This window comes from Hafnia sp. CBA7124, from assembly GCF_002355555.1.
Taxonomy (GTDB): domain Bacteria; phylum Pseudomonadota; class Gammaproteobacteria; order Enterobacterales; family Enterobacteriaceae; genus Hafnia; species Hafnia alvei.
The window spans coordinates 885,297-908,810 of record NZ_AP017469.1 but is presented as its reverse complement, the minus strand read 5'-3'; the positions used below and the strand labels follow the sequence as shown (position 1 = coordinate 908,810).

The window sequence follows — 23,514 nt, the reverse complement described above, 5'->3', positions numbered from 1 at the left end:
TAGCCAACACACATGCGGCTCGTATTATGGCGGATATACAAAACGTTGCGATACGTCAGCAGCCCAGCCAATCAGACGTTAAAGCTTTCGCCGCAGCCGCACTCGCTAGTCATGTTTGGGTTGTTGAATTTGAAGCCTTCGTTCAAGCCTTCTTTCACGAAGTCCAGCTGAGTACCGTCAAGATACGCCAAGCTTTTACCATCAACGATCACTCTTACGCCTTTGTCTTCAAACACCACATCATCTTCGTTAGGTGCATCAACAAATTCCAGTACATACGCCATTCCCGAACAGCCAGAAGTTCTCACTCCCAGACGTAAGCCATACCCTTTACCGCGGTTAGCCAAAAATGTCTGTACGCGCTGTGCGGCAGCGTCGCTCATGCTAATAGACATACAACAACCTCAATTCTTATTAAGCGTTTCTCTGATAACGGCTACTGGCGATTCAATCTTAAATCGCCAGTCCTGAAACCCACTGAAAAACGTCTACAGATTACTTAGCGGAATGCTTGGTTTTATAATCAGCAATCGCCGCTTTAATGGCATCTTCAGCCAGAATCGAACAGTGAATCTTCACCGGAGGCAGCGCCAGTTCTTCAGCGATATCAGTATTCTTGATAGCCTGAGCCTGATCCAAAGATTTGCCTTTTACCCATTCGGTAACCAGTGAACTTGATGCGATCGCTGAACCACAGCCATAAGTCTTAAAGCGGGCGTCTTCAATGATACCCTCATTGTTGACTTTAATCTGCAACTTCATCACGTCGCCACACGCTGGTGCGCCGACCATACCGCTACCAATGCTCGGGTCTTCGTTGTCGAAGGAACCGACGTTGCGCGGGTTTTCATAATGATCAATAACTTTGTCGCTGTAAGCCATAACGTTACTCCTTAAATTTGAATCCTGAGATTAATGAGCAGCCCACTCAATGGTGCTGATGTCTACGCCCTGCTTGAACATATCCCACAGCGGAGACAGGTCACGCAGACGGCCAATAGACTTACGAACCAGAGCAATGGCGTAGTCGATCTCTTCTTCCGTGGTAAAGCGACCCAATGAGAAACGAATTGAGCTGTGTGCTAACTCATCGTTCATTCCCAAAGCACGCAGCACGTATGACGGCTCCAAACTCGCAGAAGTACAGGCAGAACCAGAAGACACGGCCAGATCTTTCAGAGCCATAATCAGCGATTCGCCTTCGACGTAATTAAAGCTTACGTTCAGGATATTCGGTGCACCGTGCTCTAAAGAGCCGTTCAGGTACACTTCTTCAAGATCTTTCAGGCCATCCCACAGACGGTCACGCAGCGCGCGCAGACGTGGAACTTCGGTAGCCATTTCTTCTTTAGCGATACGGTAAGCTTCACCCATACCGACGATCTGATGAACAGGCAACGTGCCTGAACGCATACCACGTTCATGACCACCGCCGTGCATCTGTGCTTCGATACGAATGCGCGGTTTGCGGCGAACGTATAGCGCACCAATCCCTTTCGGACCATAAATTTTGTGGGCGGAGAAGGACATCAAATCGACTTTCAATTTGCTCAAATCGATCGGAAGTTTGCCAACGCTTTGCGTCGCATCAACGTGGAAGATGATGCCACGGCTACGGCACAGTTCACCGATAGCTTCGATGTCCTGAATCACGCCGATTTCATTGTTCACATGCATGATAGAAACCACGATGGTATCTTCACGCATGGCGGCTTCCAGCTCTTTAAGATCGATAATACCGTTACGCTGCGGTGCCAGATAGGTCACTTCAAAGCCTTCACGTTCTAACTGACGGCAGGTGTCCAGCACAGCTTTGTGTTCGGTTTTGCTGGTGATAATGTGCTTGCCTTTTTTCTGATAGAAATTGGCAGCGCCCTTAATCGCCAGGTTGTCAGATTCGGTTGCACCGGAGGTAAAGACGATCTCACGCGGATCGGCACCGACCAGTTCAGCAATGTTGTTACGTGCGATATCTACCGCTTCTTCCGCCTGCCACCCGAAACGGTGGGAACGCGAAGCCGGGTTACCGAAAGTACCGTCCAAGGTTAAAAACTGCATCATCTTCTCAGCTACGCGCGGATCGGCTGGCGTAGTGGCTGAATAGTCTAGATAAATCGGTAATTTCATTCTCTTGCTCCGTACATCACTTCCAAATTAGTACATTTAAAGAAAGTGTTATGACTCGTCGTCGCAGCTGCTTATGCGCGCAGATTCACGTTAATCGTGTCCTGACGACCGTTAGTATTAGCACCACGACGCGTATCGGAATTCTGGCGATCGGCAACATCCAGCACTTCTTGGTTATTCACCAATTCAGCCAGAGTGATGTTATTCAGAAAACCGCTGATACGCTCACTCAGGTCACGCCATAGCGTGTGCGTCAAACAACGGGTTCCACCCTGACAACCTTCTTTACCCTGACAGCGCGTTGCATCAACAGATTCATCAACGGCAGTGATCACGGTACCTACGGCGATTTCGGCTGCATCTTTACCCAGCAAATAACCACCGCCTGGCCCACGCACGCTGGAAACTAATCCATTTTTGCGCAGACGTGAAAATAATTGTTCCAAATAAGAGAGCGAGATGCCCTGACGTTCGGAAATATCTGCCAGTGGAACTGGCCCTTCCTGGGAGTGCAATGCTACATCAAGCATAGCTGTAACAGCGTAACGGCCTTTGGATGTCAGTCTCATGGCAAATAGTAACCTTTAAGAAAAAAGATGAAACACGCTTACTTATCGAACGTGTTAATTTTCTCATTCCTGAGTAAAACAGTCAACTATTTAACCTAGTAATTCACTCAACTATTACATCTTGTTAAAAAAACGTTACCACTGGAACAACAATCCCTGTTTACTATCAGCATCTTACTCATCGAAATACCTGTGTATTTTACTATGATATTCCGACGAAAGCAGTCATGAATTAGTGCTTTCCGTGCTCTTGCTTCTCAATTGAAGCCAAAATACCGCGCAAAATGTTCAATTCTTGCGCTTCAGGACGCGCACGCGTAAACAATCGACGCAAACGGCTCATGATATTTCCAGGATGCGTTGGGCGAATGAAGCCTGTCGCATGCAACGTTTCTTCTAGATGAGCGTAGAAACGTTCGAGATCGTCCACCAACGGATATGGCTCTTCTTCGGCTACCGGCTGGTGAGCGGCAATACGATCCAGATGTGCTACGCGAATTTCATACGCGATGATCTGCACCGCCATGGCTAAATTCAGAGAGCTATATTCTGGGTTAGCTGGGATGGCGACATGATAATGACACTTTTGCAGCTCATCATTGGTCAAGCCCACGCGCTCACGACCAAACACAATCGCGACTGGCGCATGTTCAGATTCCATCGCGCTGCGCTGGCCACATTCACGTGGCTCTAGCATTGGCCACGGCAGTGAACGCGAACGGGCGCTCGTTCCAACCACCAAGCTACAACCGGCAATTGCTTCATCGAAAGTATCTACGATAGTGGCATTACCAATCACATCGCTGGCACCCGCAGATAAGGCAATAGCCTGAGAATCTGGCTTGACCAGTGGATTAACGAGATAGAGGTTGGTTAACCCCATGGTTTTCATAGCTCGTGCAGTCGAACCCATGTTTCCGGTATGGGAAGTCTCCACCAGCACAATACGAATGTTGTCCAGCATGCTAACTCTGATTTGGTTTGGATAATCGCGATATCTTAACATAAAGCGTCTATTGATCGTTTCTATTGATTTAATCCGTTTCTGATAGAATTCTCATTATTGGCTTTTCGTTGGCCTAGCAAAACGCCCCATCGCGATAGTTCTGCCAAATATAAAGAAGAAACGAATTGAAATCAGGCGTGGCTGTTTAATTCGCAGCCTGCTATACTGCGCGCCGTTTCCTGTTCTTTAACATCCCGTGGAAGATACCCATGCATCCGATGCTGAATATCGCCATACGCGCTGCGCGTAAGGCTGGTAACCTGATTGCCAAAAATTACGAAACTCCTGACGCTGTTGAAACTACACAGAAAGGCAGCAACGATTTCGTGACCAACGTTGACCGTGACGCTGAACACCTGATCATTGAGACTATCCGTAAGTCTTACCCTAAGCACACGATTATCAGCGAAGAACGCGGTGAATTGGTCGGTGAAGATCACGACATTCAATGGGTAGTTGATCCACTGGATGGCACTGCAAACTTCATCAAACGTCTTCCACACTTCGCGGTATCTATCGCTGTACGCATCAAAGGCCGTACAGAAGTTGCTGTGGTCTATGACCCAATGCGTAACGAACTGTTCACTGCAACCCGCGGTCAGGGTGCACAGCTGAACGGCTATCGTCTGCGCGGCACAACCGCTAAAGATTTAGACGGCACCATTCTGGCGACCGGCTTCCCGTTCAAAGTTAAACAACACGCACCTGCTTATATTGCGATCCTTGGCAAGCTGTTTACCCAGTGTGCAGACTTCCGTCGCACCGGCTCTGCAGCGCTTGATCTGGCCTATGTTGCCGCTGGTCGCGTTGACGGTTTCTTTGAGATCGGCCTGAAGCCTTGGGATTTTGCCGGTGGCGAATTGCTGGTTCGTGAAGCGGGCGGTCTGGTAACCGACTTTGTTGGCGGCCACAACTACCTGAGCTCTGGCAACATCATCGCGGGTAACCCTCGCGTAGTGAAAGCCATTCTGGCCAATGTCCGTGACGAACTGAGCGAAGCGTTGAAGCGTTAAGACTTCCGCTCGTTGAGTAAAAAAACCGCCCTTTCGGGCGGTTTTTTCATTTTAGCGACTTGCCAGACAGGTTAACCATCACCGAGACGGAATTATTGGAAATACTCCAACTCCCCTTTCCCTGCGATAGTAACGAGCCAGAAACAATAAGCAGGATACAAACGTACCGTTTCATTGTGCGATCCATGCAAAGACCGCGTCACAGCAACACCACCGGAGATCCTGCCGTGAAAACAAGCACTGTGATGCGCTTGTATTAACGATCAGCGGATTTCCTTTCCTTCGATCCGGCGCCTGCTTGCAAGGCAGCGAAAAGGGCCGTTAGGAATCATACTCCGTAATTAATCGTTTATTAAACATGACGTTTTTATCAAAACAACAAAAAACATTTACATTAAAAACGCCCACTAGGCTCCATAGTCTCTTTGACTTCCAGCGCAGGATAGGTTAAAAATAAACCACTGTGATGCGCTTGTTTATCTCGGTAATTTTACTACCGTACATTACCTCGATAATGAGACTTCGCCAGAAAGGCCGCTAACCTAACTGGCACAAAAAAACCGTCTTAAAGACGGTTTTTTTGTTTTTATCATGATGCTTTAACGACCAAAAATTCTACCACTGCCCATCCCTACTGGAATTGCGCTTTGATACATCAGCAAACCAATAACAATAAGCAACGCACCGCCGATAAACATCAGCACTAATCCCCAATATGGGCTAAAGCTACGACCTCGTTCAACCGACCAGCGAACAACAATCTGTCGCGCTATATGAACCAAAAGCGCAATTCCGCTGATCGTTAATGCCGTCCCCGCCGCCATCGCCATCGCCGCTAAAATGCCCCAACTGTAAACGCCGATCACTTTGGAAAATAACAGCACCAAGATAGCCCCTGAGCATGGTCGCATTCCCATCGCGGCAACAACTGCAAACTGCGTTTTCCAGGTCGTCGCCGCCGCAATCTCGCCATCACTCGCCACATGTTTATGCCCACAACCACAGTTAGCCGAGTGCCGGTGCTCTTGATGAGTTTTCTGATTCAACGGTTTAATCGCTGAAATCTGCAAGGGAGTCGAAGACGTCCGGCGCCTAAGCGCCAAGACCTTCCTCAAAGCACGCCAACAGAGAACCGCACCTAAGACCACAACCAGCAGATAGCTGGCTTTCTCTAGCCAGAAACTACTTTGATGCAGATAGCGCGTCGAAAGTTGTAAAACACCTAACACTCCCGAAACAAGAGCTATCGCGACCAGACCTTGTAGCAACGAAGCGGCTAATGTCAGGCGTACGCTGCTGCGTAATCGAGATGGGTTAGTGGCTAAATAAGTCGTTATCACGACTTTGCCATGCCCCGGCCCCAGAGCATGCAGGACGCCATAGGCAAAACTTAGCGCAACTAGGGTTAAACCAGCCTGTTTGGAATTATTCCCAACCTCCTGCAGAAGCTGGGACATCGATTGATGCAATGATTTTTGCCATTCGATCGCGACAAAAAGCCATTCGTTCCAGTGAACAGCACCATACGTTACCCCTGAAATCAGCAGCAGTGCTGCTATAGCCAAAGGCACGTAGCGCCATCGTGTCGGTTTTTTGCGGGTTGTCGGCATGATCAATGACATGTGATCTCCACGCGCTGCGCAAACTGCTTCCCTAGCTCCATGTCTTCGTCAGGAGCATCTGCTTTATCAAGATTCTGCGCATAGGCTTGCAACGACGTATCTGGTTTAGGCGTTATCAATGCTAATTTACACCTTGCCTGAACATCGACAGGCAGAGTGATGGAAGCCGCATCGGCATAGGTCATATCAACGTAATAAGTGGGATCGTAAGTCAGCACGGAAAAATCGGCGTTCAAAGGCTGTGGTTTTGCCAGCAACATTTCAAATGACAAAATAGCGTTATTACCATCGCGGCTGAGATGATATTCACGAGGACGATCGAGGAATTTGACCTTTTTGCCATCATGGTAGAATTCAGTAAAGTAGTGCTGACCAATTACGTTTGCCATCACTTCTGCAGCTAGCTGTTTCCAGATTTCCGACCCGTTCGCCGCATTGCCCGCATCGTAAAGCAAGTCAGCCGATGTAAGCGGATCCATCGTCCACGTCATGTTCATTCCGATCAGTTGGTTATTGTTCACCACAAACGCATTTTTCATTTCAATAAAACTGTGCGGGTGTGCAAACCCCGAGCGAGAAAAAATGAGCCCGATGATCGTGATTAACCAACCAGACCAGCGTAGAAATCGCTGTTTTTTAATCTCAAAATGCAACATAAACGTCCTGTTTAATCCTTAGCAACAGCCGCAAAACGCGGCGGGTAATCAAATTCATTCATTTCTGTATCACAAAAATACAAAAACATGGCACACCAGCACGGCGCCTTTGCACAACTTTGCTATTCTTAGCCAACAAAACATGTTCATTCACTGACCGAAACTAAAGAGATATGAATATGAGTTTAGACACACCTCTGGTGCCTGAGCTCTCAGCACAGCAAAGGCACTGTAATCTTGTGCTATTGCTTTTCACACCGACAACCCCGCTGCATCTGGCCACCATTGGCCGGATTAATCGCGTTTTGCCCGCACAAGCCGAATTAGATATTCACAGCGTGGCGCAGGAAATCATGCGTTTTCATGCACTGCGTGTGATCTTCCATCCTAAACAAGGCTATCGGCTACAAGGCTCGGCTTACGATCAGCGACTTTGTTTGCTGCATTGGTTAAGGCGCTCTCAGCGGCTTGTTCCCAACAGTATTGAAACTATTTTTGTGCCCCGCATCAATGAAAGCCCGGCGGGTATTACTACAGCGCATTTTTCGCAGCAAATCATCGATGTGCTTACGCAGGCCGAAGCCACTTTGCAGCGTATTTTTAGCGACCAACATCGCGATCTTATTCAGTCTTTTTTACACTACAGTCATTACCAAAGACAAACGACACCGCTCCCTGTCTTTCCAGCACATCTAAAACGCTGGCTGCAAGCCAAAGAAGAATACGGTGTGGCGAAAAATCTATGCCATGCCGCCTATGGGCAATTGCCTGATCCGGCGCTGGAGCTTGAATCAGAATTTACCACGCTGTTATTAACGCAGCTTAAAACCTACCGCTATTTACCCCAGATTTACCCAGAAGATCGGCGTTTGATGGATGAGATCGAGTTTGCTATTCAGCAAATAGAAAATGCCACCCACGTGACATTTAGCCATCGAGAACAGCTTTGTACTCAGCTGTTTGCCCATATGGGGCCCGCGATTGAACGATGCTTATTTGGCCTAAAAATCAGTAATCTGCTATTGGATGAAATCGAACTGCTTTATCCCGGTTTGATGAATATGACTCAACAGGCCGTTCATCATATTGAACTCGAGTACCATATTCATTTTCCACCTGAAGAGCTGTGCCTAATCGCCGTGAGTTTTGGTGCATGGTTGATACAGGAAGGCGTACTGGCAGACAAATAGACGGTTATCAGAGACAAAAAAGCCCGCTTTCAAAGCGGGCTTTTTACATCAAGCAAAAAGATTATGCGTAAACCGGCAGGCGTGCGCAAATATCCAATACTTTTTGTTTAGTACGTTCGATGGTGGCTTCGTCGTTGATGTTATCCAACACGTCACACATCCAGCCAGCCAGTTCACGCGCGTCAGCTTCTTTAAAGCCACGGCGGGTAATAGCCGGAGTACCCACACGAACACCTGAAGTCACAAACGGGCTCTTCGGATCGTTAGGCACGCTGTTTTTGTTCACGGTGATATTTGCACGGCCCAACGCGGCGTCAGCATCTTTACCGGTGATATTTTTATCAACCAGATCCAGCAGGAACAGGTGGTTTTCAGTACCGCCGGAAACCACTTTGTAGCCACGGTTCAAGAATACTTCGACCATCGCTTTGGCGTTTTTAGCAACCAGCTGTTGGTAAGCCTTAAACTCGGGTTCCATCGCTTCTTTCAGAGCAACGGCTTTACCCGCAATCACGTGCATCAGAGGGCCACCCTGTGCGCCAGGGAATACCGCTGAGTTCAGCTTTTTATACATCTCTTCGCTGCCACCGTTGGCCAAAATCAGGCCGCCACGCGGGCCAGCCAAGGTTTTGTGCGTCGTGGTCGTCACAACATGCGCATGAGGAACAGGGTTTGGATAAACACCCGCAGCCACTAAACCAGCCACGTGAGCCATATCAACAAACAGATAAGCGCCGATGCGGTCAGCAATTTCGCGCATTTTCGCCCAGTCAACCACGCCAGAGTAAGCAGAGAAACCACCGATGATCATTTTCGGCTGGTGCTTTTCAGCTTGGGCGGCCAAGTCGTTATAGTCGATATGACCGCTTTCATCGATACCGTAAGGAACGATGTTGTACAGTTTGCCGGAGAAGTTAACCGGAGAACCGTGAGTTAAATGGCCGCCGTGCGCTAAGTTCATACCCAGCACGGTATCACCTGGCTGTAACAGCGCAGTGTATACGGCAAAGTTTGCCTGAGAACCGGAGTGCGGCTGTACGTTGGCATAATCAGCGCCAAATAGCTCTTTTGCACGATCGATGGCCAGCTGTTCAACAACATCAACGTATTCGCAACCGCCGTAGTAACGCTTGCCTGGGTAACCTTCAGCATATTTGTTGGTCAGCTGAGAGCCCTGAGCCTGCATAACACGCGGGCTGGTATAGTTTTCTGATGCGATAAGCTCAATGTGCTCTTCCTGACGCACGACTTCCTGCTCCATTGCCTGCCACAGCTCGGCATCGTAATCGGCAATGTTCATTTCACGCTTTAACATCCGCTTCTCCTGACTCAGCTAACCTGAATTGTCTATTCGCTATTGTTCAATAAAAACACACCCCGTAAGGCGACTGCCCACAGTGTAATATGTTTTCACCTTGTTACGATAGACCCTAGACCATGTTTTTACGCAAACGTTTGGCTTGGCGCTGCATAAGGCTTTAATACTGCACATGGAGACGTATGCCAGCAGGAGTTTTCTTCAAATGTGATATGCAACAATTTCACCTTGGTGAAACAAAAGCGATAAAAGCGCTATGTAAATAACATCAGCACAACAAAAATAGGGATTTACAGCTCAAAGAAAAATCTGTAAGTTGCATTTAAAATACATCAATTAAAACACCTGCAACAACGAGGACATTTTTATGTTGGATAGCCAAACCATCGCCACCGTTAAATCCACTATTCCACTATTAGCGGCTACGGGGCCAAAGCTCACTGCGCACTTTTACGATCGGATGTTTGAGCACAATCCCGAGCTAAAAGAGATTTTTAATATGAGTAACCAGCGCAATGGCGATCAGCGTGAAGCGCTGTTTAACGCGATTTGTGCTTACGCCACTAATATTGAAAATCTAGCCGCGCTGCTGCCCGCCGTTGAACGCATTGCCCAGAAGCACGCCAGCTTTAATATTAAGCCAGAACAATATCAGATCGTCGGTCATCACCTGCTGAAAACTCTAGAAGAAATGTTTAATCCGGGTGACGAAGTTATAGAGGCGTGGGGCAAAGCCTATGGGGTTTTGGCCGATGTCTTTATCCAGCGTGAATCCCAGATTTACCAGCAAAGTGAAACCACTGAGGGCGGCTGGCGTGAACTTCGACCTTTCAAAATCCTCAAGAAAGAGAAGCAAAGCGACTTAATCACCAGCTTCATTTTGGTGCCTGAAGATGGCAGCCGCGTAGCCGATTTCCAGCCGGGTCAATATTTGGCTGTTTATATTCGCCACCCAAGCCTGCCGCATCAGGAAATTCGTCAATATTCTCTGACCAATGAGCCAAACGGCGAATACTATCGTATTGCCGTGAAACGTGAAGGTCAGGGGCAAGTCTCGAATTTTATGCATGATATCGCGCAAGAAGGCGACGTGATCCAAATCGCGCCTCCGCACGGTGATTTCTTCTTAGAAGTAAAAGAAAACACGCCTGTTGCATTGATTTCTGGCGGCGTCGGCCAAACGCCAATGCTCGGCATGCTGCGCACCTTACAGGCTCGCGGCCATCAGGGCGAGATTCAGTGGCTACACGCAGCAGAAAACAGCAAGGTTCGTGCCTTTGCTGATGAAGTGAATACTATTATCTCCGCAATGCCTCAGGCTCAAAGCCACGTTTGGCTGCAAGAAACCAGCGCTGACGATCGCATTGATATCGATTTCAACTATCAGGGATTGATGGATATCACCCCGCTCGCTGATAAATTGAATAACCCAGAAATGCACTACTACTTCTGTGGCCCAGTTGGATTTATGCAGCATGTCGCCAAGCAGCTACAAGCATTAGGCGTCGATGCCGACCGTATGCACTATGAGTGTTTTGGGCCACATAAGGTGGTGTGAGTTTTTTGCATCATCGAGTAATGATGTGATTATGTGATCACGGTGTAAGGTTTCGACCGCCTATCAGCACCGGTATTCACATACAAACTAAGTCGAAGGCGTCCGATAAGGGTGGGCCAGAGCGCCCACCCTTAACCCGCGCTCTTTTATCCGCAATGCCATCTCCGCGCCGGGTCGGCATGCGCCATCCATGGCGCCTCCTCCCCTAGTGGAAACTTCCTGTTTCCACTGCTCTAACTGCCAAGACTTAAACAATTAAAAAAATAAAAATGTCTTTTGTCTTTAGTCTTTTGTCTTTTGTCTTTTGTCTTTTCAAGTTGAAAGAATGCATTTTAGAGCCGCCAGCAGGGATGCTGGTGGCAGGTTGAGGGCGTACAGGATGTACGCTCCGAAACCGGTCGGCCAAACGGCTCGGTAAAAAGCGCGAGAGTCGAGAGGTTGCGCGCTGGCAACCTCTCGTCGGACGCCTACGCCAGTGGTTTCATAGAGAGCTATTTGCTAACGGGCGGACGAAAACCTTCACTGCTCTGACATAAAAAAGAAAGCAGTAACCGATCAGTCTTTCACCTCCACCCTCATCCCCATCTCCGTCATCTCCCCTTTTCCCAACAACACCAGCCCCGGTTGTCCATCCATATTGTGGGCATCGACAGGATGGCTTTGCGGTTCAAGGCAGATAAACGGTTCATCAGGCATTTGAAACAGCATCAGGTAGGACGCAGAGCTGCGTAACGATATCGTCGGCTGATTCGGCGTCGCTAAATGTGCCACACCGTTCCATCCCGAATAGCCGTGATTCATCCACGCATTATCCGGCACTTTAGTGCGGGTGAAATCCAGCGCCGCTGGCACATTGCCCTGCCATGCTAAAGGCAAATGCAGTTCGCCCTCCGGCCAATAGCCGGAAGAGAAAAACTGAATTTGTGTCCGCGGGGTTTTCACAAAAAAAGGATGAAAACCTACCCCATACAGCATGGGTTCTGCGCCACAGTGACGTAACGTGAGATGCGCGCTAAGTCCCTCGTCCGTGAGCCGATAAACCAAACTCGCCGAATAATCAAAACCACAGCTATGCTGCACACGCAGCCCGAGGGATATATGTGTGCAGCTCAAATCTTGCAGCTGCCAGCGCTGTAGCCAGCCATCTCCGTGTAAAAAGAATTGGTTATCCAAGGCGCTGTCTGGCAGCCAAATTTCACGTCCGGCTAAGCAAAAGCGATTATCCCGCACTCGGTTTGCCAAAGGTAACATGGGAAACAACGCGCTTTCGCCCGGATGCCATCCCGCATCCTGCTGATAAGGGCGTAGAATGGCCGCACCACTCCCCACGTCGTCAAAACTTAAGATTGCCGCTGACTGTGGAGTCACCCGCAGCCGAAACCGCGGGTTTGAGAGGGTATAAATATCCATCATGCTTGTTTCACGCTGGGTTCAACGGGTTTGGTGCTGCCCGCCAGTTGATGTTCTAGCGCTTCAAGGGTAACGCCTTTGGTTTCAGGCACGCTGCGTAATACAAACACAAACCCGAGCGCACAGATAATGCCGTAAAGTAGGAAGCTTCCCGATGCCCCTAAATTCGCATTTAACAGCGGGAAAGTGTAAGTCAGTAAGAAACAGGCAATCCACAGCGCTAGAGTCCCGACTGACATCGCCATACCACGCACGCGGTTAGGGAAGATTTCAGACAGCAATACCCACGTGACCGGTGCAAGGGTCAGGGCGTAAATCGCAATCGCGGCAAGCACCAGCAACAAAACCGGTAACCCCATAATGCCCAGCGCATAGGCACCGGCAATCAGCACGTAAATAATGGTTAGGCCAGCCGCTCCCAGCAGCATTAATTTGCGACGCCCCAGCTTATCCACCAGCGGTAAAGCGATGATGGTGAAGATCAGGTTAATCAGCCCCGTCGCCACTATCGATTTAAGCGTGCTGTTGATATCAAAACCGGCCGACGCAAAGATCTCCTGCGCATAGTTAAAGATCACGTTGATCCCACACCATTGCTGGAAAACCGCCAGTACGATCCCAATCACGATAATGGGCCTGACGCGTGGATTCAGGAGTTCACTTGCCGCCACTTTTTGCGTATTTTCACCGAGCGTTGCACGAATATCCGCCATCGTTTCTCGCGCATATTCTGCACTACCAATACGTCGCAGCATGCGCTCCGCTTTGTCTTGTTTACCTGCTTTCGCCAACCAGCGCGGGGAATCGGGTACTAAGAACATCAGGAGTAAAAACAGCACCGCCGGAAGCAACTCAGCGCCAAACATCCAGCGCCAGCCAACTTGTCCATTCCAGCTTTGCACGATGTCCTGCATGGTTGCCGAGCTGGCAACGGGTTCAGCGATCATCAGGTTAACCAACTGAGCGGCCAAAACGCCAATAACGATGGTCAGCTGGTTAATGGCTACAAATTTTCCCCGTTTTTCAGCCGGACTTACCTCAGCGATATACATTGGGCTCAGCGCTGAAGCAAGACCAATGCCAACGCCGCCAACGATGCGGTAAAACACGAACCAGTCAAAGTGCGTTGCTACCGCCGTTCCCCACGCAGAGGCAGAGAATAGAATGGCTGATATGATCAGCGGCAGCTTGCGACCAAAACGATCGGCGCACCAGCCAGAAATCAGGGCACCAAAAACACAGCCCGCCAATGCGGAGCTCATCGCCCATCCTGACTGAGCCGGATCGGTGATCCCAAAATAGGCTTCATAGAAGGGTTTGGCACCGCCAATCACTACCCAGTCATAGCCAAAAAGTAATCCGCCACAGGCAGCGACCAGACATATCATCCAGACGTAAGACATATTGAGATGGTTCTGCGTGTTTTTCATTTTTTCACCTTATTTTAACCTTGTAGGATAGAGGCTTACGCAGTCATGAAAATGTGGGCCACAACCGTGGCCCGTTGTGGCTTAGTGATTAAAAATGCCGTGTTGTACTGCTAGACGTAACAAATGCGCTTTATCATGAGCAGGATTACGTTTTAACAACTCATCGGTGAGGTGTATAAAGCTCACTTCATCGCCCAGCCCTAAATGCCCCAATGCTTCAACCCACAAGCAGTGTTGGCTATGCTGCTCCTGCGCCGATGCATCCAGCACAATCAGATCGGGCAGAGAAACAGCAAAGAAATCAGGTTCAGATAAATCATGCCTATGCTGCTTGGCCCAATCGATCATGGATTGGAACTGCTGCTGAGCCTGCTCTCTTTCACCTAAACGCGCGGCTGCCATCGCTTGGTAAAACAGATAATCAACCGGCTGATCGTTGTAGTAGCGCCCGGCACTCAGCGCAGAACCGCCCTGAAGTGCGTGTTGTAACGCAGATTGAGACTGCTCTTTTTCGCCCATTTTCTCGGCGCAGATAGCCATTAAGAACCAAATATCATTGTCACTTTGTCCGACCAAACGCCCCTCACCGAGATTGGAGGGATAGCTGAGCGACTGACGTAGCACGTCATAGGCTTCGGCGTAATGACGCTCCTGCATCAAAGCCAGCGCACGGCGCTGATGGTTAATCAAAAATTGCCCCGTGACTTTGCCTTCACCGCCTTCCCATGGGTGGAATTGTCGACGCCACAGAATTTCAGCGGCCGCATCTACTTTGTGATGAATGTGATAGAGGCTGAGCAGTTCGGCGGTGAGATCGTCGCGTTTAAGCGCCACATCACGGCGATCGTCCAACAATTTCAGGCGCTGTGCGGTTGGAACCGCCGTTAGTTTTTGCAGATAGCTGAATTCAAACAGCAAACGTGGATTTTCAGGCTCAAGGTCCAGCGCGCGCTGGAAATACTCTGCGGCTTGATCCAAATTGCCCTGCTTGTTAAACGCATAAATCCCCAGCACGCGGTGTAGCGCAGCAAAATCTGGTAGCTGCCGTAACGCAAACAGCCAACAAGATTCGGCGCGGGCATAGCTACGCTTGCTGTAGAAGAAACAGCCCAGTAGATATTGAGCAAACCCGTATTGAGGGAGGCGTTGCAGAACCGCAATATCATCTAAGGTGTTAGGGAAGCGGACTTTAAGCGCAAAGTTTTCACGCGCTAGCTGCAAACAGTGGCTTCGCTCGCTTGCGTCCTGAGTTAATGCCGCACGATACAGCAGCGGGAGCGATTCTTGATTGTTCAGAAGCTTTAGGAGCACTAAGGCCTCTTTTTCTCGGCCTAATCCCATCAACCATCCTGCTAATACGCAGGCGTTCACTCCTCGCGCTCCCGCAACCTGAGTCAATGCACTCGCGTCACCGTTTAAAACAGACTGCGCATAAAGCAGGACATAGCTCAGCGGATAGTGAGCCAGCTGGGAAGCGACATATTCCAGCGCCTGTTGGCGCTCTCCCAACTGCTGTAAAACCAGCGCTTTCAGCCCCATGGCTAAATTGTTTGCAGCGTTGAAGTTCAGGCTCTGATTGATAAACGTCAGGGCTTGTTCCGCGTCGCCTTTGCGTAACGCTAAGCGTGCCAGAGCATAAAACGCCGCATCACGGCAATTTCCACTCCACGTGGCTTTGAAATAGTCATCATAGGCTTCGGTTTCTTGTCCTAGTTTTTCACGAGCAGAACCCAGCAGCATGCTTGCTTGACCGCACTGCGGATTTTTATTCCAGCGCTGCGCGCGTTGCAGAGCGGTATTGGCATAGCTTGCCGCTTGCTCAAAATCAGCACGGTTAAACTCCAGCGTTGCCAGCGCAACGTTGCAGCGATAATCGAGAGGATCGATATCCAATGCACGGCGGTAATAATCAAAGGCAGAACGGCTGGCGTGGAGATATTGCTCAAGGTGTTGGCCGATAAAATAGAGCTCGTCGGTATTGGTGATTTGCTCTGGTTTTTGCGGTGCGGTCGCCGCTTGAGGCAGCGGGGTTTCTGCAGGAATGTGCTCGAGATAGCTGATAATTTCGCGGCCATCGCGATCCACCAGCGAAAGCGTTAAACGCTGTGGCGAACGATCGGGCAACGCGTGCAGCCATGCTTGCGCCGGTTGAAGAGAAATCGGCTGGCGGAAAATTTCTTCGCCTTCGCCTTTCACCACCAGCGACACCTCATTCAGCGGAGCAATGGCGTATAGCCCAAGCTGTAATGCTCCGTTAGTACGTTCTAGCTTAATCGCGGCCTGCGTGTTGGCATTCTGTAGGGTTCCGAGCTGGCTGTATGGCAAAAAGTTCTGCACAAACACCTTCTCTTCGTAAGGCGCAAGCCAGGTGAAGTCCGGCTGGTTATCGGTGAATACGCCCGTCATCAGCTCAATGTAAGGGCCGTTGTGATCGGTTAAGTTGCGATCCCACGCAAGCCCAAAATCACAGTTGCCCCACGTCCACTGTTTTTTGCCTGGAGAAACGTGGTGATCGGCAATATGCAGCAGGCCGCCTTGCTCGCCATGATGGTATGCGCCAACAAAATCATAATCTGACTTATCCGCCATATATGACGTTGGCACGGGAATATTCTTGTAGCGGGAAATATCAACGCCAGCGGAGTAATCCACTTTGTAGTAGGTGCCGGTGGCAATAGGGAAAGCCGAAACATCACGCTTGCCGTGATCATATACCGCCGTGACATCGGGCGGGAACACGCTTTGATGATCGTCGCCGCCTTTCACCGCGGGATTGGCCCACCACAGGAAATGACGCGGCGTAGCGTTGCCGTTGAAAACTTTGCCCTTAATTTCGATCAACGCTTTTTGTGGATACAGCGTAAAACCGGTCATGACCTGCAAACCGCGCATCGGCTCAACTTCCCCCAGCCAAACCGTTTTGCTGCCGTCATCCTGCTGGCTAATCGTCACATCCACCGGCATAAACGTCGTTGGGCGGTGGTGCTGCGGCCAGTTAAATTCAATTCCGCCGGAGATCCACGGCCCAACCAATCCCACCAGCGCGGGCTTAATCACTTCGTTGTAGTAGACAAAATCACGTTGCATCACTTTGTCGTAGGCACGATGAATTCGCCCTCCCAGCTCGGGCAGCAACATGACGCGAATAAAATCGTTTTCTAGCCATACGGCCTGATATTCGCGATCTTCACACTCACCGGTTAACGTATCGATGACGCCATAGGGATAAACCGCGCCAGACGATCCTTGGTAAACCCGCTTTTCTAAAAACATCGGGTTGGGATCTTCCGCTCCGGTGCGATAGGTCGGTAAGGTCACTCTTTCTTGCCAAACTTTGACATCGCCGTACATTTCCGCATCTCCAGTAAAAAAATGACAGTGAACTGATGTATGTTTGCAGTGTATGTGAGCGATTCTTTTCCGTTGTGAGCAACGCTCACGCAATACAGTTAACGGAGTTAAGTGAAATGTTTGATCTGGGATTGAATAATCAGCGGGTGCGCCATCTCAACAAGCGGATACTGCTGGCGTTGATCTATCGCTATAAGCACGCCAGCAAATCAATGCTGGCACAGCACACGGGGCTATCGATTCCGGCGATTGGCAAAATACTGGAAGAACTGCTTGATGAAGGAAAAATAGAGCATTCAGATCGCATGCTCAGCAACCGTGGATTAAGCGGTGGGAGCTATCAAATCCCGGCCGGTAATGCTCTTATTCTATGCATGAACGTAACGCCAAACTGTATTGAGAGCCAGCTGGTTAACAGCCAAATTTTGCCCTTAGGTGAATATCAATTTACGGTCGTTTCAGCTCCTCATCCTCAAGACCTGCTGACAGCCATCGAGCAGGTCTATTATCAGCAGAGAAAGCTTTACCCACAGCGCACGATCCAGTTAGCACTGGCCATTCACGGTCAGGTCGATCCTGTCACCGGCGTTTCACAAAATATGCCGCAGGCACCGTGGAAAGAGCATATTGAGATGAAGTATCTGTTGGAAGAAAAGCTGAAAACGCGCGTTTTACTCGACAATGACTGCGTAATGCTGGCGTTGGCGGAGAAATGGCAAAATACGGACAATCAGCAGGATTTTTGCGTCATCAACGTGGATTATGGGATCGGTTCGTCATTTGTGATTAACCAGCAGATTTATCGCGGCAGCCTATACGGCAGCGGACAAATTGGGCATACCATCGTGAATCCCGACGGCGTGGCCTGCGACTGTGGCCGCTACGGCTGCTTAGAAACCGTCGCCTCACTTTCTGCGCTAAAAAAACGTGCGCGCATTTGGCTAAAATCTCAGCCACACAGCAGTATTCAAACCGATTGGGATTCACTCAGCAGTAAACAGCTTATCGAGCGTTACCATCAAGGCGATATTCAAGTGCAATCATGGGTGGATAGCGCGGCAAGCGCCATTGGCCTAAGCCTGTATAACTTCCTAAATATTTTGAATATCAACCGGATCTATTTCTACGGTCGCAGCTGTGGGTTTGGCGATCGTTGGCTCAGTGCCATTATGCGCCAAACGGGGTTTAATCCTTTTGATCCCGCCGATCCGAATATGACAAACGCCACGCGTATTGGCTTTGGTCAACTGACTCGGCCACAGCAAATTATGGGAATTGGCTATTTGTATGCGGAGAAGGCGCTGGAGGGAGTTTGAGCGTCTGCGCTAGTTTAATTTTTTTTACCAAATCGGTTCCCTCCCCTTCAAAGGGGAGGGTTATCGCGCATTAGGCCAATACTACTTCTTAATTTCAGCCCGCACTTTACCTACCTGTTCAGCCGTCACAGGTGCCGCTTTATTTCCCCAACTGCCACGCAGGTAACTCATTAAATCAGCGGCCTCTTGGTCATTCAGCGCCCAACCATAGCCCGGCATTCCATAAGACATATGCTGTTGTGTGACCGGCGTTTGTGCGCCGTCCAACACCACGCGGATAAGCGTTTGCGGATTATCCGCATTCACCGTGAGATTCCCTGCCAGACGCGGGATGGTGAAATCAACGCCCTCGCCTTTCGGGGTATGGCAGGTGGAACAATAGCGGGCATAAGTTTGAGCGCCAGATAGCATCGCACCCGCCGCTGGTTTAGTTGGTTTCGTATCACTCGGCAACGCTTCCAAGCTGAGCAGATAAGTGGCAATGCCGTTTAAATCGCTGTCTGTCAGATATTGCGAGCTGTGCGTAACCACTTCACCCATTGGGCCACTGAGCGCGGCATGACGGCTGCGGCCGGTCTTGAGCAGTGCCACTAAATCATCTTTGCTGACGTTTAGACCGCGCAAAGAAGGCGCATACCAACCATCCAGCTCTGCACCGTTCAAGAAACGCAGCTCGGCCTGATCCATACCCTGTTCCTGCATCGCCCAACCGCGCGGCGTATGGCAGGCGCCACAATGCCCAGCGCCTTGAACCAAATAAGCACCGCGATTCCATTCATCGCCTTTTTCCGTCTGCGGCTGGTAGATACCCTCTTGTAAGAACAATGAATTCCAGATGCCTAAAGGCCAACGCATAGAGAGCGGCCATGGAATATCGCTCTTTTTATTTTCAACCGCCTGCGGCTTCACTTCGGTCATCAGGTAGTCATACAGCGCCCGCATATCTTCAGGCGTCATTTTGGCATAAGAGGTGTACGGCATGGCGGGGTAAAGATGATGACCATCTTTTGCCACGCCCTTACGCATCGCTTTGTCAAAATCATCAAAGCTGTAGCTACCAATGCCGTATTTTTTGTCTGGCGTAATATTGGTGGCATAAATATCGCCCAACGGCGTTGCGAAGCGCATCCCCCCCGCCAGCGCTTGTCCTTCGGGAGAGGTATGGCAGGCCGAGCAGTCGCCCGCTTTGGCCACGTATTCACCGGCCGACATTGCACTTGCGCCCGCGCTGGTGGCTAACAACGTTAAAATCAGTAACGGTTTCATGCGCTCTCCTTGTTCATCGCGGTTAGCTCATTCACCGCTCTCCACGCCTGATCAACCGCAGAGTTGGCGTATGGGCTCCAATCTGAATCCGAGTTGGCGATGGTGATGCGCCCTATCGGCTGGCGTGCGGTATGAATAATTTGCTCGGCTTCTTTTTCATCATCGAACAACCCGTTCAAGAAATAAGAGTAGCCGTGCGACCAGCGGTTAACCGTAATGGCTTGAATATCACGCTGATGGTCGAAGCCTGCCTCGCCGAACATGCCCTGTAGCTGCTCGCGGATCATTTTTTCATGCACTTCAAACGGCGTGCCTAAGAGCAACGCACGTCCTTTACGCGACTGTTCACGCGGGCTTAGACCGCTGCCCGGCAGCGTGGGGACATACACCATATGCAGCCCGATCGGTTGGTTAGGATCGCGTGGATGCTGGTAGCCGCCCATGTTGACCGGATAATCTAGCTTCACGCGGCTATAAGGCGCGGCGGGAGAATAGATTTCATGCACCCCAAGTTTTACGAATGGCTGCCAGTTGCGGATCACCACTTTCGAATACACCAGCGGCGATTTCACGTTTTCTTTCAGCGCAGCGGCCTGCGTTTCAGGCATTTCCGGTACGAGATATGGGATCATCATGTTGTATCCCGCCATCACCACCTGCCCGGCACGAACACGATGCAGTTTGTCCCCCGTCAGATACGTCACGTCCACGGCAGGTTTGCCCTGCTCATTCACGTTCGCGACATGGACACCGGTGCTGTTTAAACGCAGCCGAACGGGAGAATCTGGTTTATCTAACTGGCTGTAATCAAACTTCGCTAACACGATACTTTCCATCGTGTCTCCGGGTGCAACGGCTGGAATTAAATGACGTACCATCAGGCGAGCTAAACCCGCATTGCCATCTGGGAAGTGGAAAATATAGGGCTCGTCGAGATCGGCCAATGACTCGGCGTCTAGCGGAGGCAAATTCATGCCATCTAGCCCAGGCAATGCGCAAATACGGGCATCGCTGCATGATGTGGCGTCAATGCCAACCGCTTGGAAATCGTTGGTGCGCTGCTGGAAATAGCGGATCGCCATTTCGCTGAGGCCCACTTTTTCTCGTAAAAATTGGCTGTAGCTATGGCTGTCTAACCAAGCCACTTTTTCATCGGTATTGAGTTCAGGCAGATAATCTTTTTGTTCCGTGTGTAGCGCGATCAGCGCCTGACGATCGGATTCGGCTAGCGGGAAATCACTGATGAACGCGGTGATGTCTCGGCCGTTTAAGCGGTCAGGGGCAATATCATCGGCAACCGCTCGTCCGGGATCGCCGTTAACAATTTTATCAACGCCAAAGTTTTTGCGATCGAAATAGACGCCACGGCTCAGTTTCATATCAGGATAGAAATTCTGATCGAAATCTTTCGCCATCTGTTCAATATCAACGTTGAGAGTTTTCAGCAACCCCATTGCGACGGGGCTAAAGTTAGTGCGCGGCGATTGGAAAGATTCACTGCCGCCGTAGCCGAGTATCGTTTTGCCTTCAACGTTGAATTCGTTGCGCTTGGCGTGCCCGCCAAAATCATCATGGTTATCGAGCAACAGAATGCGCTGCTTTTTGCCATGCAGCTGTTGCCAAAAACAGGCCGCCGCTAAGCCGCTGATCCCCGCACCGACTACCACCAGATCAAACCGATCTTCAATCGGCGCGCTTTTAGGATCGAAATGTTTGCCTTCACGCCCCAGTAAATGAGCCGCTTCAAACGATCCCGGATGGTTGCCGCGTAAACCAGTCAAGGTCGGCGGATAGTAAAGGCTTTGGGTTAAAGCCTGAGGAGATGCTCGAAGTGCCTGCCACGGTGTTAATCCCGCTGCAATGGTAATTGCCATCCCATTGAGAAAGTCACGTCTTGTGATGCTCATAATGCTTCCCAGTTTTATTTTAAGATTTGAAATCGAAGGAAAATCACAATTATTTTACATGATGACAACGTATAGGTCAGCCACCAAATATTCTCAGGTTAAATATTGATATGACCTCACCCGGCCCTCCCCTTCGTAGGAGAGGGCGCAGAGTAACGTTTAGGATGAATTCAGCGCTTAAACAATATCTCCCCAAAAGCGGAAGACATGAAGGGGGAAACTGATTACCCGTGATTAATCATCACATGGCGTACCACGGTGTAATCCTCTAGGCCAAACATCGACATATCCTTGCCGTAGCCTGAGAGTTTTTGCCCACCGTGTGGCATTTCACTCACCAGCATAAAGTGGGTATTCACCCATGTGCAGCCGTATTGCAAGCGTGCGCTCATGCGGTGAGCACGGCCCACATCACGCGTCCATACGGAGGAGGCTAAGCCATAGTTGGAGTCATTCGCCCAACCCAAGACCTGCGCTTCATCGTCAAACGGTGTGATAGTGATGACCGGCCCAAATACTTCTTTTTGCACGATTTCGTCGTCTTGTTTGGCGCCCGCTAAAATGGTTGGCTGAAAATAGAAACCAGGGCCATTGACGCGCGAACCACCGGTAGCCACCGTGATATGCGGCAGCGCTTTGGCGCGTTCAACAAAACCTTCTACGCGTTGCAGGTGCTGCTCGGTGATTAATGGCCCCAGCTCGGTGCTTTCATCGCCGGGGTTCCCCATATCAAGCGTAGAAACCGTCTGCGCTAGCGCATCCACCACTTTTTGATAGATTGATTTCTGCACATACAAGCGACAAGCCGCTGTACAGTCTTGACCGGCGTTATAGAAACCAAAAATGCGAATGCCTTCGACCACTTTTTCCACATCGGCATCATCAAACACGATAACCGGCGCTTTGCCGCCCAACTCCATGTGTGTGCGTTTAATGGTAGACGCCGTGTGCTCAATAATATGCGCGCCCGTGCCGATAGAGCCGGTGAGGGAAACCATGCGCACTTTTGGGTGGCCTGTTAGCACGTCACCTACGTCTTTACCCAAACCGAACAGAACGTTAACGACGCCCGCTGGGAACAAATCGGCCAGCGTTTGGCACAGGTGGAAAGCGGTCAGCGGCGTTTGTTCCGATGGTTTCAGCACCACGGTATTGCCTGCCGCCAGCGCGGGTGCTAATTTCCACGCCGCCATCATCAACGGGTAGTTCCACGGTGCGATCGACGCGATCACGCCAACCGGATCGCGGCGGATCATCGAGGTGTGATCCGGCAGATACTCACCGGCAACGGGGCCGCTTAAGCAGCGGGTCGCACCGGCAAAGAAGCGGAATACGTCGGCAATCGCAGGGATCTCATCTTCCAATACGCGCTGATAGGGCTTACCGCAGTTTTGTGATTCCAGCTTCGCCAGCACTTCGCCCTGCTGCTCAATCACATCCGCGACCTGCAACAGCAGCGCGGCACGCTCCTTCGGCGTCGTTTGTCCCCATTCGGTGAACGCTTTGTCTGCCGCATTCACCGCCTCCTCAACCTGCGCGGCACTTGCCTGTGCAATATGTGCAATAACCTCCCCCGTGGCGGGATTGTACACAGGCAGTGCAGAACCTTGACCTTCGACCAAACGCCCGTTAATCAGCAGTTGTGTATGCATTGTTTTATCCTTCATTAAGAGAGGTGGCAGCGCAGTGCTGCCGGTTGTTAGTGAATCACTTAGCAATCTGAGCACCCTTTTCCCCCACCCAACCTCCCCCTTCTCAGGGGGAGGAGCAGACCT

Annotated in this window: 18 protein-coding genes; 4 read left to right on the top strand and 14 right to left on the bottom strand. The window is 50.3% G+C overall.

Translation table 11 applies throughout. From position 1 onward, the window contains the following. Positions 1-71 precede the first annotated feature (71 nt). From iscA to trmJ, 5 genes are all read right to left on the bottom strand, one after another. Positions 72-395, bottom strand: coding sequence for an iron-sulfur cluster assembly protein IscA (gene iscA, locus CPY98_RS04240; RefSeq protein ID WP_025800418.1), 324 nt, complete (start codon positions 393-395; stop codon positions 72-74). 100 nt (positions 396-495) lie between these two features. Further along, positions 496-882, bottom strand: coding sequence for a Fe-S cluster assembly scaffold IscU (gene iscU, locus CPY98_RS04235; protein ID WP_025800417.1), 387 nt, complete (start codon positions 880-882; stop codon positions 496-498). A 30-nt stretch (positions 883-912) separates the two neighbouring features. Then, entirely contained in the window at positions 913-2,127 is a 1,215-nt protein-coding gene (locus CPY98_RS04230; RefSeq protein WP_025800416.1) for an IscS subfamily cysteine desulfurase, read from the bottom strand. A gap of 71 nt (positions 2,128-2,198) precedes the next feature. After that, positions 2,199-2,696, bottom strand: a complete 498-nt coding sequence (iscR, locus tag CPY98_RS04225) for a Fe-S cluster assembly transcriptional regulator IscR (RefSeq protein WP_004847474.1) — start codon at positions 2,694-2,696, stop codon at positions 2,199-2,201. A 232-nt stretch (positions 2,697-2,928) separates the two neighbouring features. Next, positions 2,929-3,660: a tRNA (cytosine(32)/uridine(32)-2'-O)-methyltransferase TrmJ gene (gene trmJ, locus CPY98_RS04220; protein ID WP_025800415.1), complete on the bottom strand. Its 732-nt coding sequence runs from the start codon at positions 3,658-3,660 to the stop codon at positions 2,929-2,931. Between the two features lie 251 nt (positions 3,661-3,911). Here trmJ and suhB point away from each other — a divergent pair, with 251 nt between their 5' ends. Then, the gene (gene suhB / locus CPY98_RS04215) at positions 3,912-4,715 is read left to right on the top strand and encodes an inositol-1-monophosphatase (RefSeq protein WP_025800414.1); all 804 of its coding nucleotides are present in this window, start codon (positions 3,912-3,914) and stop codon (positions 4,713-4,715) included. 599 nt (positions 4,716-5,314) lie between these two features. Here the strand turns inward: suhB and CPY98_RS04210 are convergent. Beyond that, complete coding sequence (locus CPY98_RS04210; RefSeq protein WP_096386460.1) at positions 5,315-6,337, bottom strand: nickel/cobalt transporter; 1,023 nt, start codon at positions 6,335-6,337, stop codon at positions 5,315-5,317. Further along, a complete protein-coding gene (locus tag CPY98_RS04205) occupies positions 6,328-6,993 on the bottom strand; it encodes a DUF1007 family protein (RefSeq protein ID WP_043491214.1) in 666 nt (221 codons plus the stop codon). Before CPY98_RS04205 ends, CPY98_RS04210 begins: the two co-directional genes overlap by 10 nt. A gap of 179 nt (positions 6,994-7,172) precedes the next feature. Between CPY98_RS04205 and CPY98_RS04200 the strand changes: the two genes are divergently transcribed. Next, positions 7,173-8,183, top strand: coding sequence for a PRD domain-containing protein (locus CPY98_RS04200; protein WP_043491209.1), 1,011 nt, complete (start codon positions 7,173-7,175; stop codon positions 8,181-8,183). A 61-nt stretch (positions 8,184-8,244) separates the two neighbouring features. Here the strand turns inward: CPY98_RS04200 and glyA are convergent, their stop codons facing one another. Next, positions 8,245-9,498 carry a serine hydroxymethyltransferase gene (gene glyA, locus CPY98_RS04195; protein WP_043491206.1) on the bottom strand — a complete coding sequence of 418 codons (1,254 nt, stop codon included), beginning with the start codon at positions 9,496-9,498 and terminating at the stop codon, positions 8,245-8,247. Positions 9,499-9,868: 370 nt separating this feature from the next. On the opposite strand from glyA, the gene hmpA reads away from it, so the two are divergent. Continuing rightward, entirely contained in the window at positions 9,869-11,059 is a 1,191-nt protein-coding gene (gene hmpA, locus CPY98_RS04190; RefSeq protein ID WP_025800409.1) for an NO-inducible flavohemoprotein, read from the top strand. A 555-nt stretch (positions 11,060-11,614) separates the two neighbouring features. Here the strand turns inward: hmpA and CPY98_RS04185 are convergent. From CPY98_RS04185 to CPY98_RS04175, 3 genes are all read right to left on the bottom strand, one after another. Continuing rightward, complete coding sequence (locus tag CPY98_RS04185; protein ID WP_231899432.1) at positions 11,615-12,472, bottom strand: aldose 1-epimerase; 858 nt, start codon at positions 12,470-12,472, stop codon at positions 11,615-11,617. Then, positions 12,469-13,899 (bottom strand): sugar porter family MFS transporter, encoded by a 1,431-nt coding sequence (locus CPY98_RS04180; protein WP_043491204.1) that lies wholly within the window; start codon positions 13,897-13,899, stop codon positions 12,469-12,471. The genes CPY98_RS04185 and CPY98_RS04180 overlap by 4 nt, the downstream gene beginning before the upstream one ends. A gap of 81 nt (positions 13,900-13,980) precedes the next feature. Then, the gene (locus CPY98_RS04175) at positions 13,981-17,250 is read right to left on the bottom strand and encodes a DUF5107 domain-containing protein (RefSeq protein ID WP_096386458.1); all 3,270 of its coding nucleotides are present in this window, start codon (positions 17,248-17,250) and stop codon (positions 13,981-13,983) included. Positions 17,251-17,366: 116 nt separating this feature from the next. Between CPY98_RS04175 and CPY98_RS04170 the strand changes: the two genes are divergently transcribed. Beyond that, positions 17,367-18,566, top strand: a complete 1,200-nt coding sequence (locus CPY98_RS04170; RefSeq protein ID WP_096386455.1) for an ROK family protein — start codon at positions 17,367-17,369, stop codon at positions 18,564-18,566. Between the two features lie 81 nt (positions 18,567-18,647). Here the strand turns inward: CPY98_RS04170 and CPY98_RS04165 are convergent, their stop codons facing one another. The 3 genes from CPY98_RS04165 to patD form a co-directional block, all read right to left on the bottom strand. Then, positions 18,648-19,832 carry a cytochrome c gene (locus CPY98_RS04165; RefSeq protein ID WP_096386453.1) on the bottom strand — a complete coding sequence of 395 codons (1,185 nt, stop codon included), beginning with the start codon at positions 19,830-19,832 and terminating at the stop codon, positions 18,648-18,650. Beyond that, positions 19,829-21,739, bottom strand: a complete 1,911-nt coding sequence (locus CPY98_RS04160; protein WP_043491194.1) for an FAD/NAD(P)-binding protein — start codon at positions 21,737-21,739, stop codon at positions 19,829-19,831. Before CPY98_RS04160 ends, CPY98_RS04165 begins: the two co-directional genes overlap by 4 nt. A 224-nt stretch (positions 21,740-21,963) precedes the next feature. Then, positions 21,964-23,391 carry an aminobutyraldehyde dehydrogenase gene (gene patD / locus CPY98_RS04155; RefSeq protein WP_025800402.1) on the bottom strand — a complete coding sequence of 476 codons (1,428 nt, stop codon included), beginning with the start codon at positions 23,389-23,391 and terminating at the stop codon, positions 21,964-21,966. Positions 23,392-23,514: the final 123 nt, after the last annotated feature.